At 47.8% G+C, this 15,092-nt stretch carries 16 protein-coding genes; 14 read left to right on the forward strand and 2 right to left on the reverse strand.

The window, feature by feature from the left end:
• The 5 genes from PG062_RS08035 to PG062_RS08055 all read left to right on the forward strand — a co-directional run.
• Positions 1 to 466: serine acetyltransferase (locus tag PG062_RS08035; protein WP_270751879.1), on the forward strand; the 466-nt coding region annotated here is incomplete at its 5' end.
• Between the two features lie 29 nt (positions 467 to 495).
• The gene (locus PG062_RS08040; protein ID WP_270751880.1) at positions 496 to 1,398 is read left to right on the forward strand and encodes a sugar phosphate nucleotidyltransferase; all 903 of its coding nucleotides are present in this window, start codon (positions 496 to 498) and stop codon (positions 1,396 to 1,398) included.
• 40 nt (positions 1,399 to 1,438) lie between these two features.
• Complete coding sequence (locus tag PG062_RS08045) at positions 1,439 to 1,768, forward strand: hypothetical protein (protein WP_270751881.1); 330 nt, start codon at positions 1,439 to 1,441, stop codon at positions 1,766 to 1,768.
• A gap of 140 nt (positions 1,769 to 1,908) precedes the next feature.
• Positions 1,909 to 2,292, forward strand: coding sequence for an SMU1112c/YaeR family gloxylase I-like metalloprotein (gene gloA2, locus PG062_RS08050; protein WP_128117341.1), 384 nt, complete (start codon positions 1,909 to 1,911; stop codon positions 2,290 to 2,292).
• Entirely contained in the window at positions 2,285 to 3,073 is a 789-nt protein-coding gene (locus PG062_RS08055) for a hypothetical protein (RefSeq protein ID WP_270751882.1), read from the forward strand. The genes gloA2 and PG062_RS08055 overlap by 8 nt, the downstream gene beginning before the upstream one ends.
• 115 nt (positions 3,074 to 3,188) lie before the next feature.
• Here the strand turns inward: PG062_RS08055 and PG062_RS08060 are convergent, their stop codons facing one another.
• Entirely contained in the window at positions 3,189 to 3,929 is a 741-nt protein-coding gene (locus PG062_RS08060) for an alpha/beta fold hydrolase (RefSeq protein WP_270751883.1), read from the reverse strand.
• A gap of 1,065 nt (positions 3,930 to 4,994) precedes the next feature.
• Between PG062_RS08060 and PG062_RS08065 the strand changes: the two genes are divergently transcribed.
• From PG062_RS08065 to PG062_RS08105, 9 genes are all read left to right on the forward strand, one after another.
• Positions 4,995 to 5,390 (forward strand): plasmid mobilization protein, encoded by a 396-nt coding sequence (locus tag PG062_RS08065; protein ID WP_270751884.1) that lies wholly within the window; start codon positions 4,995 to 4,997, stop codon positions 5,388 to 5,390.
• Positions 5,362 to 7,023 carry a relaxase/mobilization nuclease domain-containing protein gene (locus PG062_RS08070; RefSeq protein ID WP_270751885.1) on the forward strand — a complete coding sequence of 554 codons (1,662 nt, stop codon included), beginning with the start codon at positions 5,362 to 5,364 and terminating at the stop codon, positions 7,021 to 7,023. Before PG062_RS08065 ends, PG062_RS08070 begins: the two co-directional genes overlap by 29 nt.
• Before the next feature lie 104 nt (positions 7,024 to 7,127).
• Positions 7,128 to 7,829 (forward strand): replication initiator protein A, encoded by a 702-nt coding sequence (locus PG062_RS08075; RefSeq protein WP_270751887.1) that lies wholly within the window; start codon positions 7,128 to 7,130, stop codon positions 7,827 to 7,829.
• Positions 7,826 to 8,662, forward strand: a complete 837-nt coding sequence (locus PG062_RS08080) for an ATP-binding protein (protein WP_270751888.1) — start codon at positions 7,826 to 7,828, stop codon at positions 8,660 to 8,662. The genes PG062_RS08075 and PG062_RS08080 overlap by 4 nt, the downstream gene beginning before the upstream one ends.
• A 15-nt stretch (positions 8,663 to 8,677) precedes the next feature.
• Positions 8,678 to 8,953, forward strand: coding sequence for a DUF6870 family protein (locus tag PG062_RS08085; protein WP_270751889.1), 276 nt, complete (start codon positions 8,678 to 8,680; stop codon positions 8,951 to 8,953).
• Positions 8,954 to 9,257: 304 nt separating this feature from the next.
• Positions 9,258 to 10,865, forward strand: a complete 1,608-nt coding sequence (locus PG062_RS08090) for a recombinase family protein (protein ID WP_270751890.1) — start codon at positions 9,258 to 9,260, stop codon at positions 10,863 to 10,865.
• Between the two features lie 17 nt (positions 10,866 to 10,882).
• Positions 10,883 to 12,460 carry a recombinase family protein gene (locus PG062_RS08095; RefSeq protein WP_270751891.1) on the forward strand — a complete coding sequence of 526 codons (1,578 nt, stop codon included), beginning with the start codon at positions 10,883 to 10,885 and terminating at the stop codon, positions 12,458 to 12,460.
• 15 nt (positions 12,461 to 12,475) lie between these two features.
• Positions 12,476 to 12,859, forward strand: coding sequence for a TnpV protein (locus PG062_RS08100; protein ID WP_270751892.1), 384 nt, complete (start codon positions 12,476 to 12,478; stop codon positions 12,857 to 12,859).
• Between the two features lie 7 nt (positions 12,860 to 12,866).
• The gene (locus tag PG062_RS08105) at positions 12,867 to 14,480 is read left to right on the forward strand and encodes a recombinase family protein (RefSeq protein ID WP_270751893.1); all 1,614 of its coding nucleotides are present in this window, start codon (positions 12,867 to 12,869) and stop codon (positions 14,478 to 14,480) included.
• Positions 14,481 to 14,634: 154 nt separating this feature from the next.
• Here the strand turns inward: PG062_RS08105 and PG062_RS08110 are convergent, their stop codons facing one another.
• Positions 14,635 to 14,976, reverse strand: coding sequence for a helix-turn-helix domain-containing protein (locus PG062_RS08110; RefSeq protein WP_270751894.1), 342 nt, complete (start codon positions 14,974 to 14,976; stop codon positions 14,635 to 14,637).
• Positions 14,977 to 15,092: the final 116 nt, after the last annotated feature.

Below are 15,092 nucleotides of genomic sequence, written 5' to 3' on the forward strand. Positions count from 1 at the left end.
TCTGAGGTATGTTTATGTTGGGCGAATGTCAATAAGCGCACATACCTCAATAGTAAGAAAAGTATTTCGTCTTGTGCGACATGCTATGGCAGTTAATCGATGTGCGGAAATATCATTTCAAAATATTGGAGCTGGATTTCATCTCAGTCATGGGAATGCAATTATTCTCACGGCTAAAGCAAGGATTGGAGAAAATTGTAGCTTGAGAAATGGAATAACAATAGGAGCTGAGATGCGAGGGAAGAGAAAAGGAGCTCCTACTATTGGAAATAAAGTGTGGATTGGACCAAATGCAACAATTGTTGGAAAAATAAATGTAGGAAATGATGTATTAATCGGAGCAAATTCTTATGTAAATTTTGATGTGCCGGATCATTCTATTGTGCTGGGAAATCCTGGAAGAATTATCCGTAAAGAAAATGCAACGCAAGACTACATTATATATGAACTTACAGAGTATAGATAATAAATCAATAATATGTGAAGGAAAAAACAATGAACACAACATTACTTATCATGGCTGCTGGTATCGGTAGCCGCTTTGGAACAGGAATAAAACAGTTGGAGCCGGTGGATGATGCTGGTCATATCATCATGGACTATTCGATTCATGATGCCATTGAAGCAGGTTTCAACCATGTGGTATTTATTATCCGTAAGGATATCGAGAAGGAGTTCAAAGAGGTCATTGGTGATCGCATTGCGTCTATCTGCTCCGCTCACAATGTAACTGTGGACTATGTTTTCCAGGATATCAACGATATTCCGGGAGAACTTCCGGCAGGCCGTACAAAGCCGTGGGGAACTGGTCAGGCTGTGCTTGCAGCGAAGGAAGTAATCGATACCCCGTTCATCGTCATTAACGCAGACGATTACTATGGCAAGGAAGGCTTCAAGGCCGTCCATGAGTATCTGGTGAATGGCGGCAAGTCCTGCATGGCTGGCTTTGTGCTGAAGAACACGCTGTCTGATAACGGCGGTGTGACTCGTGGTATCTGCAAGATGGATGAGAATGGAAACTTGACTGAGGTTGTGGAAACCAAGAACATCGTAAAGACTGCAGATGGAGCAGAGGCCGATGGTGTGGCTGTTGATGTGAATTCTCTGGTTTCCATGAACATGTGGGGCTTGACTCCTGACTTCCTGGCTGTGTTGGAGGAAGGATTCAAAGAGTTCTTTGAAAAGGAAGTGCCGGGCAATCCTCTGAAAGCAGAGTATCTGATTCCTATTTTCATCGGTCAGCTACTGGAGCAGGGAAAGATGTTCGTAAAGGTTTTGAAAACCAACGATACCTGGTATGGTATGACCTACCATGAAGACGTTGCAGCTGTAAAGGATAGCTTCAAGAAGATGCTGGAGAATGGTGTGTACAAGGCTGATTTGTTTTCAGACCTGTGATATACTTGAACCATCATAACAGGAAAGAGGTTTGTGTCCTATGCCCAGAACAAAAGGCAGCAAAAACCGTCCCAAAACTACCCATACCGACTACGCATCTCAGATCGCGGAGAAGCAGGAATCTATCACTTCCCTGACTGCTGAGATTTCATCCATCACCGCAAACATTGACACTTTGAAGGCTGATCTGAAAGCAAAAAAGACTGCTTTGAAGAAGGCCGAAAAAGAAGTGGCAACGCTAGAAGCGAAGAAGGCAAAGGCAGATGCTAAAGCAGCTGAAGAAGCTAAGAAGACCGAAGCGGAGGCTGTGCTGAAGAAGCTGCTGGCAAGCGGGATGAGTGCAGACGAGATTCTTGAAAAGCTGAAATAAACAAGAACCCAAGAAAAAAATAAATGCCGTGTGGACAAACTGAACTTCAGGAGTTCATACGGTATTTTTTGAAGGCCGTAGTATAGTTTGTGACGAAAATAAAAGAAGAACAAAATTAAAAGAAATGGAGCGTGAAAAAAATGAACCTATCTAAAATACACCACATCGCAATTATCGTATCTGACTACGAAGCTGCAAAGGATTTCTATGTGAACAAGCTGGGCTTCTCTGTTATCAGGGAAAACTATCGCCCGGAGCGTAAGGACTGGAAGCTAGATCTTCGTGTCAATGAGCACACAGAGCTGGAGATTTTTGCAGAAGAAAACCCGCCGAAGCGTGTGAACCGCCCGGAGGCCTGTGGGCTGCGTCACCTTGCATTCTGCGTAGACAGTGTGGAGCAGACGGTGAGGGAGCTGGCGGAGGTAGGAATTGAATGTGAGCCAATTCGTGTGGATGATTACACCGGCAAGAAGATGACATTCTTCCATGACCCGGATGGTCTGCCGCTGGAGCTGCATGAGTAAAATGAAGAAAACAAGAAAACCCGGCGGCGGTCGGAAGAAGTTGAAGCCAGAGTACGATGCCGGGAAGAATCTGAAAGAGCAGATGGATGCTGCTGTGACACTTTATAATTCTGAGATGTCCTTGCAGGCCATCGCCGATGTGCTAAACCTAAACCCAATCAAAGTGAGAAAGCTGCTCATCACAGCCGGTGTGTATGAATCAGAAGTGGCGGAGAAGGTACAGGACACGTTTGAGAGGTATCGAAAAACGCTGGACTATAAAACTTCCATTTTCTCAACGGCAACAGTCCTTGGCCTATCCAAAGCCTCCGTCACATCGTACCTGCCTTATGAAAAAGGTGTGTACTTTCCAAACACAGCAGATAAAGAGAAAATCAGCGTAGGAGCAGAGCGGCAGCGGAGATACAGAGCGGTAAGAAAACTGAGAACCGAGCCGACAGAAGAGCATCTGTGGGAGGTGGTTCTTCTTTATGCAGGTGTGCGTTTCAAAACGTACTCAGGTTTACCCTTTACCTATGAAATACGAAAGGGCCGGAATGGGCAATACACTAAGGAACTGTGGATCGATCGCAGAGAGAATAGTAAAAGCCTGGCGTGGAGTTCCGTGCTGCTGGCTCTGGGTCATATTAAAAAGGTAGGAGAAATAGTTGAACGACCGAAAGCGCTGGGCGATATCCGGGGTGTGACCTATATATACGGAATGTTCTATCGGTTCGGACTGATCAATGTGCCGGATGAAGCAAAAGAAAAGATGAAGATAGCATTCGGAAAATCGTTTTGACACGGATGCCGCAGAGGGGGGAAGAAGCATCACCCAATGTTTGAGGTCATTGTGTGACCCGGAGATTACACAAAAAATCCGCCTGCGGAATGAACCACAGGCGGCTGAAATCACATTATAGCTTATTCAAAAAGTCTTCCAGAACACGGTTCCACTTTTCGGGGTACTCATAGAACATCAGGTGACCACCCATGACGTAGGTGTCGTAACCGGGAAGCTGTGCTTCGACAAAGGGCTTTGCAATGCCCTGCCAGTGTTCTGCAATGAACATCAGGCTGGGCAGAGTTGCACCGATGTCTTTTGCGGTCTCCAGATAGTTGGAGAACACAGCGTCGCAGAACAGCTGACGGCAGATCCAGTATGGTGTGCGGCCGGAAATATCCAGCAGATACTCCAGCTCATCAGGCTCCATCTTATGCTGGATCATGACGCCAGTCGCATACTCGCTAAAAAACTCATGGCATCCCTGAGAAGAGGTCAGCACCTGCGTGGCGACCTGAGACAGCTCTTCAATCGTGCCCTCAGTCCACCACTTCGGGTCAGGGGAGAGCGGGAGCGGAGACATATCGATAGTCACAACGCCGCGCAGCTTGTCTTTGCCGAACTGCTGCACGTAGCTCCATGTGTCAAGGTTGCCCGTGCTCCAGCCAATCAGGACAATATCTTTGAGACCCAATGCATCAATCAGACCTGCTACATCGCGGCCGTGAGTCAGGTAGTCGTTGCCATCCACGGTTTTGGCAGAATAGCCTTGGCCGCGAGGATCGATAGCAATGACACGATATTCAGAGGAGAAATACTCCAGTTGGTTCTTGAAAATCTCACCAGAGAAAGTCAAGCCGGGAATGAAGACCAACGGTTTACCTTCGCCTTTTTCCAAGATATGTAACTCCACACCAGGGGCCACAGTGACATACTTGCTTTTAATACGATCTTTTGCCATGAGAAAATCTCTCAACAAAATCTATAAATCGAATTGGTTTGTCCGAATTATACATCTGAAAAAGGAGAAAAGCAATAGCTTGATAGAAACTGCACTGCTGTAATCTACAAAAATTTTCAGTGCATGAATATCAGTAACAGTTACACAACGTTAAAATAGCAATATGCCCACGATGAGCAGGTACACAACCTGCTTATCGTGGGCATTTCGCTTTATACTGTGTCTTTATGAATGACGGTAAGGTTCGATTTTGAACTTTGCCGTTTTTCTTTTTGTCCAAATTTGTGAAATTTTCAAAACTGTATTCCAAAACGGCTCTGCGGATTCCTATTAGTGTAGGGGGTTCAAAATCTTTTGTAGAACAGCTTTCCGCTAGTTCTATAAGTGGAAAATAAACAAAATCTATATTCTAAAATTAGGCAGTTCAACAAAATTTGAAAATCTGGTTGCCAAACACCCATTTTAGATTGTTATAGGTAGAGGGGAACGTTGGAAAAATGAATTTTCTTTGAACTTTCAAAAGACCCGGTTTAAAAACACCCCTTAAAGTTTGTATAGGGTATAGGAAGTGTTTTCAAAAGTAAGCCAATTCACTACGGCATCACTGATGAAATTCCCCGATTCCTTACAAAGCTACATCGTACCTTGATAATTTCATGAGCCACCCCAGCAGGATACCTCCGGTACTGAATGTGCATTCTGCGCGTCTTACCAGAAAAAACGCCGGAAAAAATCGGGCAGGAACGGGCCGGGACAGAGTGGACGGTAGTTAAGAGCAAGATTCGCCTTTGTATACGAAACCGCTCCTACGGGCAGTTTCTCCACGACGGCATCTTGATGGGGATTGCGCTCCCCATACCCTCACATCGTGCAAAATCACATGATTTTGCCTGTTGGTGGCCTGTCGCAGCAGGTCACAGCCGGAGTGTAGATGCACTGCCGGGAAAATCAAATTCTTGATTTTGGAAAGGAGACCCCATGCCACGAACAAAGAGAAAAGTGAAATCTATCGTAAAGACAAAAGTAATCTCCGCACGAGTAACAGAAACAGTACATGAACTTTTACACCGGCAGGCAGAAGATGCCGGGGTGACCCTCTCTCAATTTGCAGCGCAGGTGCTGATGAAAGGCCGTGTGAATACCTCGTATGTGTTCTACGTCCACCCGGACGAGATCGAAGCAATCACACGGGAGTTTGCCGCCATCGGAAACAACCTGAACCAGATCGCAGCTTTCTTCAACAGCGGCGGTATCCAGTCCCGTGCGATGCACGAAAACATCAACCATGCGATTGCCTGTATTTTTGAGATGCGGGAACAAGTCGCAGAAATGGCAGGAAAGAACTATGGCAATATTAAAGCACATCGCAAGTAAGAGTTCCAACTATGGTGCTGCACTGGAGTATCTGATTTTCAAGCATGACGAGCTTCGGAAAACTCCGATCGTTGACCAGAACGGAAATCGTATCATGCGAGATGAGTTTTATCTGGACGGTCTGAACTGTGAACCCTATTCCTTTGATGCGGCCTGCCAGCAGTTGAACCGCGAGTACCAGAAAAACAAAAACAAGAATGAAATCAAAAGCCACCATTACATCATCAGCTTTGATCCACGGGACAGCACAGAAAATTGTTTGACGGGGAAACGGGCGCAGGAGCTTGGACTGGAATACGCAAAAGCAAATTTTCCGGGGCATCAGGCATTGGTCTGTACGCACATGGACGGTCATAATGGCAGCGGCAATATTCATGTACATATCGTAATCAACAGTTTGCGAAAACTGGATGTGCCTAAGCAGCCCTTTATGGAGCGGCCCATTGACTGCAAGGCAGGGTACAAGCACCATGTGACGAACGAATACCTGAAACACCTGCAGAAATCCCTCATGGATTTGTGCCGCCGCGAGTTTCTGCATCAGGTCGATTTACTGTCACCATCCAGAACGGGTGTGACCGAAGCGGAGTATTGGGCACAGCGGCGGCTAGATGAGAAAAAGCAGAAAATCGAAACGGAAGGATTTACGCCTAATCCGACAAAGTTTCAAACACAGAAGCAGCTTATCCGGGATGCTGTTGCCGCTGCTCGTGAGAAAGCAATCTCGTATGAAGATTTTCAAGACATCCTGCAGGATGAATACAACATTTTCGTCAAAACCCAACGTGGGCGTTATAGCTATCTGCCGCCGGAACGGAACAAGTTCATATCGGAGCGTTCTCTGGGGGATAGCTGCAAAAGAGAATGTCTGGAAGGATTCTTTGTTCAGAACGCCGAGAAGAATCTGCGGTACAAGGAAGATCCCATACTGATCTTTACGACCAGAACCAGGCTGCGGCTTGTTGTGAACCTGCAGGAGAATGTTAGGGCACAGGAAAATCTGGCCTATGCGCTAAAGGTCAAAATCAGCAATTTGCAGAAAATGGCCGAAACGCTGGTATGGGTACAGGAGAACAGCATCAACGACCTGATGGAACTGAACGATCTGTGTAAGACAGCACAGTCCAATGCGCAGGCAGCGTATGAACGGCTGTCACAGGCAGAGGATGAACTGTACAAAACCAATGAGCAGATTCATTATGCGAGGCAGTACCTTTCCACAAAAGAGGTTCAGCAGCAATTTACGAAAGAAATTTTCAAGAAAAAATTCCGTGCAGAGCATTCCAAGGAATTGGATGCCTATGCAGAATCCGTGAAATATTTCCGGGAAGAAAACGATGGAAAGCTGCCATCGCTGAAATCTTTGAAAAAACGGAAAGAAGAACTGACCAAAGAAATCGCGGAGAGGAAAAAGGCTTATGCTCCTCTGAAGGAAGAATCCCGGCGTCTGGAAATTGCATCGGATAATGTGTACGGCATCTTCCGAAAGACCAATGAGATGAAATCCGACCTTGCATGGAAACGCGAGTGGGAGGCCAAAGTCCGCGAAAAGGCAATGCAGGAGCAGGCTCGACAGGAACAGCGCGAGCGTCAACCGAAACGCAAGAAGCGCAGCTATGATATGAGCCTGTAATCAGCAGGGTCTTCCACCCCGCACCCCGGAACCCTGCCGGATACGTAAGCCCGTGCAGGACTTTCCCATTCGGCAGGGACTTTTGAAAACGATTAGGAGGAAGTTTGAGTAAAGAGTACATCAAGGCACAAACCCAACTACCCGCTTATTTCCCTTATCCGAAATTTCTGCTGCAGATGAGCCTTTCCCATACGGCACGATTGACGTATGTTTTGCTGCTGGACCGCATGACCCTTTCGCAGAAGAACAGCTGGGTGGATGTGCAGGACCGGGCATATGTGCTCTATCCGTTGGCAGGGCTGGCGGAAGATCTTCAGAGCAGCATTTCCAGTGTCACCCGTGCCCTGCGAGAACTGGAAGCCGCACGGCTGATCGAACGGCGGTCCAATGGCTTTTCCAAGCCAAACCAGATATTTCTCGGCGTTCCCCGGACTGCGCAGAAATGCACAATCGAGATGGCCCAAAATGAGCAGCCGTATTGCTCAAAAGTGAGCAATACGGTTGCGCAAAACTGCACATCGAACCAAATAAATAAGAACAACCTAAGATTGAACCAACTGAATAGAACTAAAGAAGCGTATGGGCGATATCGGAATGTTTTTCTGGAAGATTATTCGGAACTGGAAATGGAAATTGCAGAGTTGGATACTCTGATCGAAGACCTTTCAGCCTATATGCAGTCTACAGGCAGGAAGTACGCAGACCATGCGGCGACCCTGCGTAGCTGGTCAGCACGGAAGAAAAGACAACAGAAACCGGGAGCAGGCATCCCGGACTATACCTACAACAAGGAGGAAAGTTTATGACGGAAACGATCCAGACAGCGATGGACAGGCTTATGACGATCTCTGTGGAACCGCAGGACTATGTTGCAGAAGATGGGCTGCTGTACTGCGGCAGCTGCAAAACTCCCAAGGAAGCGTTCTTTCTGAATGGCAAAAAACTGTTTGGGCGTGACCGCCATCCGGCTGAATGCCGGTGCAGGCAGGCTACAAGGGAAAAGCAAGAGAAAGAAGAACGTGCAAGGCTGCATTACGAGAAAGTGCAGCGGCTGAAGCTGCAGGGCTTTACCGACTGGGCGATGCAGCACTGGACATTTGCAAACGATCACGGGCAAAATCCACAGATGCAGCTGGCACAGCGGTATGTGGCCCACTGGCCGGAAATGCGGGAAAAGAATGTGGGGCTGCTGCTCTGGGGCGGTGTTGGTGCAGGCAAGAGTTTTATGGCGGGTTGCATTGCCAATGCCCTGATGGAACAGGAAGTGGCCGTCTGCATGACGAATTTTGCCCGAATCATGAATGAACTGAATAACGCCTTTTCCGGGCGAAATGAAGTCGTGGACAGGCTCTGTGGCTATCCGTTGCTTGTCATTGACGATTTCGGCATGGAGCGGGGCACGGAATATGCGCTGGAGCAGATTTACAACATTATCGACAGCCGTTACCGCAGCAGGAAACCACTGATCGTTACTACGAACCTGACCCTGACGGAGTTGAAGAACCCGCAGGATACCGCACACGCCCGTATCTATGACCGTCTGCTGGAACTGTGTACCCCGATTGCCTGCACAGGCCCCAGCATGAGAAAGGATATAGGACAGGCGAAATTGAACTTGCTGAAAACACTTCTGGCCTGAATGGGAGGAACGCAATTGAAAGAAAACAGCACAATGAATTGGCTGGCGCAGATCCGCCAGATGAAGAACCGGGACATCCGCACGATTGAACAGTCTGAACTGCAGGAACTGCAGCAGGATGCAGTGGAACACGGACTGCCGCAGGAGGAAAGGCTGAAAAATCTGCTGGATAAGGTCCGAAATCCTTATTGCTATCTGGACAACGGAATCATTGTGAAGCTGAATTTTGCACCGAGAGGGAGCAGCACACTGTCTGAGCGCGTTGGCAGATGCTTTCAGTCTGCCAGCTGAAAAGGCAGAGAAACTTTCGGCAAGCTGCCGAAAAAACACGCAGAAAAATTTCGCACTTTAATGTGATAAAGCACTGGACAAAGGATGAGAATTCTGGTAAGCTGTTTACGGGTAAGAAAATAGGAATGTGCCAGCTGAGCAAAGATTGCTCGGCAGGCTTGTTCTACATAGAAAAATGTGGAGCCTTTCGCTTCTCTGACGAACAGTATTGCCGATTCGTTAAGGAGGTGGAAGGCTTTTGTTATACCCTGATGTGAATTTGCAGAAGAGAACACAGCAAAATACAACCCGATACCGTACAGCCTTGTACTTGCGTTTGTCTCGTGAGGATGGCGATAAGACAGAGAGCGACAGTATTGCAAACCAGCGCACACTACTGGAAGCCTATGCCATAGACCACCCGGAACTGTGCATCGTGGATGAGTTTGTGGACGATGGTTACTCCGGCTCGAACTTTGAACGGCCTGCGTTCCAAAACCTGTTCAGGGAACTGGAACAAGGGACTATCAACTGCATTCTGGTGAAAGATCTGTCCCGCTTTGGACGGAATTACATTGAAGTGGGACGCTATCTGGAACGGATTTTCCCGGTCATGCGAGTCCGGCTGATTGCAGTGACGGACAACTATGACAGCCAATCCGCGTGGAAGACCAGCGATTCCATCATGGTCCCAATGCGGAACCTGCTCAACGATGCCTACTGCCGGGACATTTCCGTCAAAATCAAGAGTCAGCTTGCGGTAAAGCGAAAGCGCGGCGATTTTGTGGGAAGTTTTGCAACCTACGGCTACCGGAAAGATCCTACAAATCATAGCAAGCTGATCGTAGACGAACTGGCAGCAGAAAATGTACAAAGTATTTTCCGCTGGAAGATCAGTGGCATGAATAATCAGGGCATCGCAGATCGTTTGAATGCGGAAAAGGTGCCGTCCCCGGCTGCACGAAAGTTGCAGAGCGGTGCAAAGCTGAGCCTGCATTTCCGCAAGAGCGATGAGCCGCCGTGGTCTGCCAAGGCAGTGGACCGCATTCTGCACAACGAGGTCTATATCGGAAAGCTGGTACAAGGAAAGACACGACGACTGGATTATCGCTCCAAAAAGAAAATGAACATGCCGATGCGGGACTGGGTAATCGTGGACAACACCCATGAAGCAATCATTCCGGCAGAGCAGTTTGAGCTGGTGCGGCGGATTCTGGAAACCGAAACACGCAGGCCGAACGATGCCGAAACGGTGGCCCTGTTTGCAGGATTTCTTTACTGTGGGGACTGCGGCAGCCGGCTAGTGCGCAGGTCGGCCAGCTATAAAGGAAAGCGGTATATCTATTATCAGTGCTCCGGCAGCAAGCAGAACAAGGGCAGTTGCACGAGCCATAATCTGCGGGATGAAAAACTCTATAACGTCGTGCGGAACGCGCTTCAGATGCAGATTCAAATCGTGATGGAAGAAGCCGAGTTTGTGAAAAGCATCCGGCAGGCCCAGCAGGAGCCATATCGTGTGCGGCGCATCGAACGGCAGATTCGGCAGCTGACAGCAGAAAAGGCCCATACCCAGGGCATTAAGGAAAAACTGTACGGGGATTATGCAGACGAAATCCTCACACGGGAGGATTTCCTGAACTACAACGAACTGTACAGCAAGCGAATCGAAGAGTATGGCCGCAAAATTGAGGAACTGGAGGCGGAACAGCAAAATTTACAGACTGCCCCGAATGCGTATCCATTTCTGGACGTGTACCGTAAGTATCGGAAACTGGAAGAGATCACCCGTCCGATGGTCGTGGAACTGATTGAGAAAATCGAAGTCTATGAGGGCAATCGGGTAGAAATTACGTTCCGATTCCACGATGAAATTGCGGACCTGCTGGAAGAACTGCATCAAAAGCAGATGGGGCAGCGTGAAGTATCTGCATGAAAGGAGAGGCTGGACATATGGCAAGAGTAAGCAAGAAGGTAAGTGCGGCGCAACGGGAAGCGGAGAACGCATCGCACCGTATCTGGAAAACCGCAATTTACGCACGACTGTCCGATTTTGATGACGTACTTCGGGATACGGAATCGCTGGAAGTGCAGATTTCTTACATCAAAGAGTATATCAACCACCGGGATGATTTGATGCTGCTGGATGTATTTGCGGACAAGCGGTGTACAGGGATGAACTTTGACCGTCCGGAATTTGAGCGGTTGCTGAAAGCACTGCAGGAGCGGAAAATCGACTGCATCGTGGTAAAGGACTTCTCGCGTTTGGGCCGCAATTTCGTGGAAACAGGTCAGTATCTGGAACAGGTACTTCCGCTGTTCGGCGTAAGATTTATCGCCATCAATGATAATTATGACAGCCTGAACAGCCAGAGCCAGGACGGGATGCTGGTGCCGATCAAGAGCATGATCAATGAAATGTACTCAAAAGACCTGTCCCAGAAGATTCAGTCGTGCTTTCGTTCCAAGGAAGCACGGGGAGAAATCTATACCCCTGTTCCATTTGGCTACAAAAAGGATCAGAAGAATCATTTGATTCTGGATGAGGAAGTCAGCGATGTGGCAGTTCGGATTTTTCTCTGGAAGAAATCCGGCATGAAAGAGCGCGAGATTGCAAAGAAACTGTCTGCGCAGGGAATCCCGACACCTTTTACACGCCGCTGTCAGCTGGGATACCTGAAAAACACCTTGCGGGTAAAGGACCCAACATGGCAGACTGTTTTCGTGACAAAGGTGCTGGAAAATCCAATCTACACAGGAACCATGGTGTATAACCGCATCGCCTACGATGAAACGTATCGGAAAATCGGGCAGAATCCACGGGAAAGCTGGCGGATGGTGCCGGACAGCCATCCGGCGATTATCAGCTGGGAACTGTTTAATGAAATTTCCGCATTACGGGAAGCCGAGCAAGCAGCCAAGGAAGGGCGAAAAAAGTGGTGCAGACAGCGCAGAAAGAACAATCCGAACATCTTCAAAGGCAGAATCTTTTGCAAAAAGTGCGGAGAAAAATTGGTTTGTCATTGGCAAAGTGATGGTTCACTGTATTTTTACTGTAAATTCTGCCATGTTTCCATCTCAGAGAAAGACCTCTGGAACGGCATCCATAAGGAACTGTACCAGCGGTTAGAAGAACATAAGAACTTGAAAAAGCTGATACAGAAAAATTTGGGGAAAAGCAGCCTTGAAACGAAGAAAACGGCATTGAACCGTGAAATGGAACGGCTGTCAGGCAATATCGTTCGACTGGAATCACAGAAGCGCAGCGGCTACGAGCAGTATGTCCTTGGAAAAATTTCAAAAGAAAAGTTCTTGGAATTGAAGCAGGATGTAGAGAATGAAATTGAGGCATTCAGACAGACAAAAGCTGAAAACGAGAAAGAACTGGTCGTTGTTCAAGAAGAATTGCAGCAGAAAAAGCAAATCGCAGGCAGCACAGAGGTTCTTTTAACAGCAGATAATCTGCAGCAGTATGTAAAGAAAATTGAAGTGGATCACAAGAAAAATACTTACACGGAATTTGTGTTTTAACGAGGAGAACAGACGATGAAAGAGAAGATCTATGATGCCCAGACAGGAATGGAATATGTTTTGGTGGGTGATTATTATCTGCCAGCCTTGAAACTGCCACGGACTCGTTCGATTGGCCGCTGGGGGATGCTGCACAAGGCGTACCTGAAACTGCGAAAACCAGCCTATTACCAGAGCTTGCTGCTGAGCGGAAAACTGGATACTGTTTTAGCAAATGTGGAAGAGCAGGCAGTGGAACGATATGAGGTTTTGATCGAGCAGATGAGCCAGCGGGAGAGCATTTCAGAAAAACTGAAAGAAGAAAATCAGATGGAGTGGGTGCGCCGCATGAGAAATCTGGAAAATCGTGCAGCAGAAATCGTAAAGGCAGAATTGATCTACACGTTTGAAAGGCGGTGAGCAGCAGATGATTGGAACATATTACCGGCTTTCTCTTGCGGACGAGGATGTGGGTGCTGATAAGGTTGAGAGCAACAGCATTCAGGGCCAGCGCGGACTGGTAGAAGGGTACATCATGGCCCGCCCCGAACTGGCAACAGAGCCGCGTCAGGAGTACGTGGACGATGGCTACTCCGGCACCTCTACAAGCCGTCCTGCGTTTCAGCGGCTAATTCAAGATGCACAGGACGGAAAGGTGAAAACGATTATCGTAAAGGACTTTTCCCGGTTTGCCCGTGACTATATCGAAGCAGGCGATTATATGGAACGAATTTTCCCACTGCTGGGCGTTCGCTTTATCTCTGTTAACGATGGGTATGACAGTGGGATGCAGGCCGGAAACGATGTACGTGGACTGGAAGTAGCCATCAAGAACATCATCAACGCATCCTACAGCCGGGACCTTTCCGCTAAAATCGCAGCAGCCGACCATGTGATGCAGAAGAAAGGAATGTATCTCGGAGGATACCGCCCGTTTGGATTCCTGCCGGATCCGAATGACTGCCATAAGCTAATCCTCGACCCGGTAGCCAGCCAGTATGTGCGCCTGGTTTTTGAACTGGCATTGCAGGGCAACAGAACAGGCACCATCGCAAAAATCCTGAATGAAAAGCAGATCCCGACCCCGGCAGCGTATCACGTGGCGGAAAATCATGTGTACAGCGAGCAGAAAGCATGGGACTTGCAGCGCAGCCATTGGACAAGCGGGACGGTTTATCATGTTCTGAAAAATGAGAAGTATAAGGGCACCTATGTGGGCGCGAAATTCATTATGCCTGTTCCCTGTAAACATCGGGTGCAGCGCGCTCCCTTGAAACAGCAGGTACGAATTGAGGACAGCCATGCCGCCATTGTGACCCCGGAGGAATTTGAGCAGGCACAAAAGGTTATTATGCTGCAGCACGGGAATCATCAGACCGGGAACTACACAAAACACCAGTATCCACTGAAAGGCAAGGTCTACTGCGGCTACTGCCAGAAACTGATGAAATATCGTGTACTCAAGAAACTTGGCCCATCTTTTAACTGCAGATTTTCGGCCACAGCGGTGGACAGCCCTTGCAAGCGAATCCCGATCTCCGAGGAACTGCTGGAACATATCGTCCGAAATGCGCTGACAGCGCAGATAAAGCAGGCAGAGTATGTACTGGAAATCCTGCACGAACGGGAACGCAAAGCGTTGATTTGCTTTTCCGCACTGGAACGGCAGGAAGAAAAGCTGAGTGCGGAAAGGGCAGAGATCGTAAAACAGCGCGTTGCACTGTATGAGCAATACGCCGACGGGAATATGAGTAAGGAAGAGTTCATCCGGCAGAGAGATGCCTACAGAGTGCAGGAAGATGAAAAGATGGAGCAGATTCAAAGGCTGCGTACCGAGAAAGACCAAATTTTCCTGCCAGTAAGGAAAGATGCTGATAATTTGCAGACTGTCGTAAGTGCAGCAGAAGAAGCAGGCGATGTGATGCACTTATCACAGAATGTGGTGGAAACCTTTATTGACCGCATTGAGGTTTTCAACGATGAACGCGTGAAAATTCGCTTTACATTTGAGGATGCATTGAACAGTTATGAGGAAAAGTAAGTGCAGCGATTTCTTGATTTAAGGTAAATACAGAATTTCAGAAGCAAAAAATCGAAGGCTCGCGTAAACCACAGACAGCACCCAGGAGAATTCGAGGGTGCGTCTGCAGCTTATGCGGGCCGTTTTATTTTGTGCTTCTTACTGCGAAATAATGTTAAACTCCAAGGCTGACAAGAATGGCCTTTAACTCCTTTGCCATGCGGATAATGACAGTCTGTTCAGTTTCATTACAGTCCAACAGCAAGCGGTGAAATTCGGAGTTTGCAGAGGAAGAAGAATGTTCAAGACAGTCGAGCAAAAGCTCATCCGCGGAAACGGATAAGGTGTTGGCAATTTCGACAAGAACAGAAATGCTAGGGATTTTTGTTCCATTTTCGATACGGACAATGTGTTCACGGCTACAGTTGATTTTTGCGGCGAGGGCTTCCTGCGACAGATTCGATTTTGAACGGTAGAAGCTGATTCGTTTTCCAAGAGAAGTACAATTTACGGACATATGCAATCTTCCTTTCAAGTGCCCGCATAAGATACTTTAATTATTTGACTTATGAAAAAATGAATCAAGAAAAACCAAAAGAACGATCCGCATAGAAGTCAGAATTTTTCTTTTCC

The organism is Gemmiger qucibialis, from assembly GCF_027689445.1.
Lineage (GTDB): Bacteria > Bacillota > Clostridia > Oscillospirales > Ruminococcaceae > Gemmiger > Gemmiger qucibialis.

Bases quoted from the DNA above. Each gene is read 5' to 3' on its own strand.
- PG062_RS08040 (WP_270751880.1), top strand. From the start codon at position 496: ATGAACACAACATTACTTATCATGGCTGCTGGTATCGGTAGCCGCTTT.
- PG062_RS08045 (WP_270751881.1), top strand. From the start codon at position 1,439: ATGCCCAGAACAAAAGGCAGCAAAAACCGTCCCAAAACTACCCATACC.
- gloA2 (WP_128117341.1), top strand. From the start codon at position 1,909: ATGAACCTATCTAAAATACACCACATCGCAATTATCGTATCTGACTAC.
- PG062_RS08055 (WP_270751882.1), top strand. From the start codon at position 2,285: ATGAGTAAAATGAAGAAAACAAGAAAACCCGGCGGCGGTCGGAAGAAG.
- PG062_RS08065 (WP_270751884.1), top strand. From the start codon at position 4,995: ATGCCACGAACAAAGAGAAAAGTGAAATCTATCGTAAAGACAAAAGTA.
- PG062_RS08070 (WP_270751885.1), top strand. From the start codon at position 5,362: ATGGCAATATTAAAGCACATCGCAAGTAAGAGTTCCAACTATGGTGCT.
- PG062_RS08080 (WP_270751888.1), top strand. From the start codon at position 7,826: ATGACGGAAACGATCCAGACAGCGATGGACAGGCTTATGACGATCTCT.
- PG062_RS08095 (WP_270751891.1), top strand. From the start codon at position 10,883: ATGGCAAGAGTAAGCAAGAAGGTAAGTGCGGCGCAACGGGAAGCGGAG.
- PG062_RS08100 (WP_270751892.1), top strand. From the start codon at position 12,476: ATGAAAGAGAAGATCTATGATGCCCAGACAGGAATGGAATATGTTTTG.
- PG062_RS08105 (WP_270751893.1), top strand. From the start codon at position 12,867: ATGATTGGAACATATTACCGGCTTTCTCTTGCGGACGAGGATGTGGGT.
- PG062_RS08110 (WP_270751894.1), bottom strand. From the start codon at position 14,976: ATGTCCGTAAATTGTACTTCTCTTGGAAAACGAATCAGCTTCTACCGT.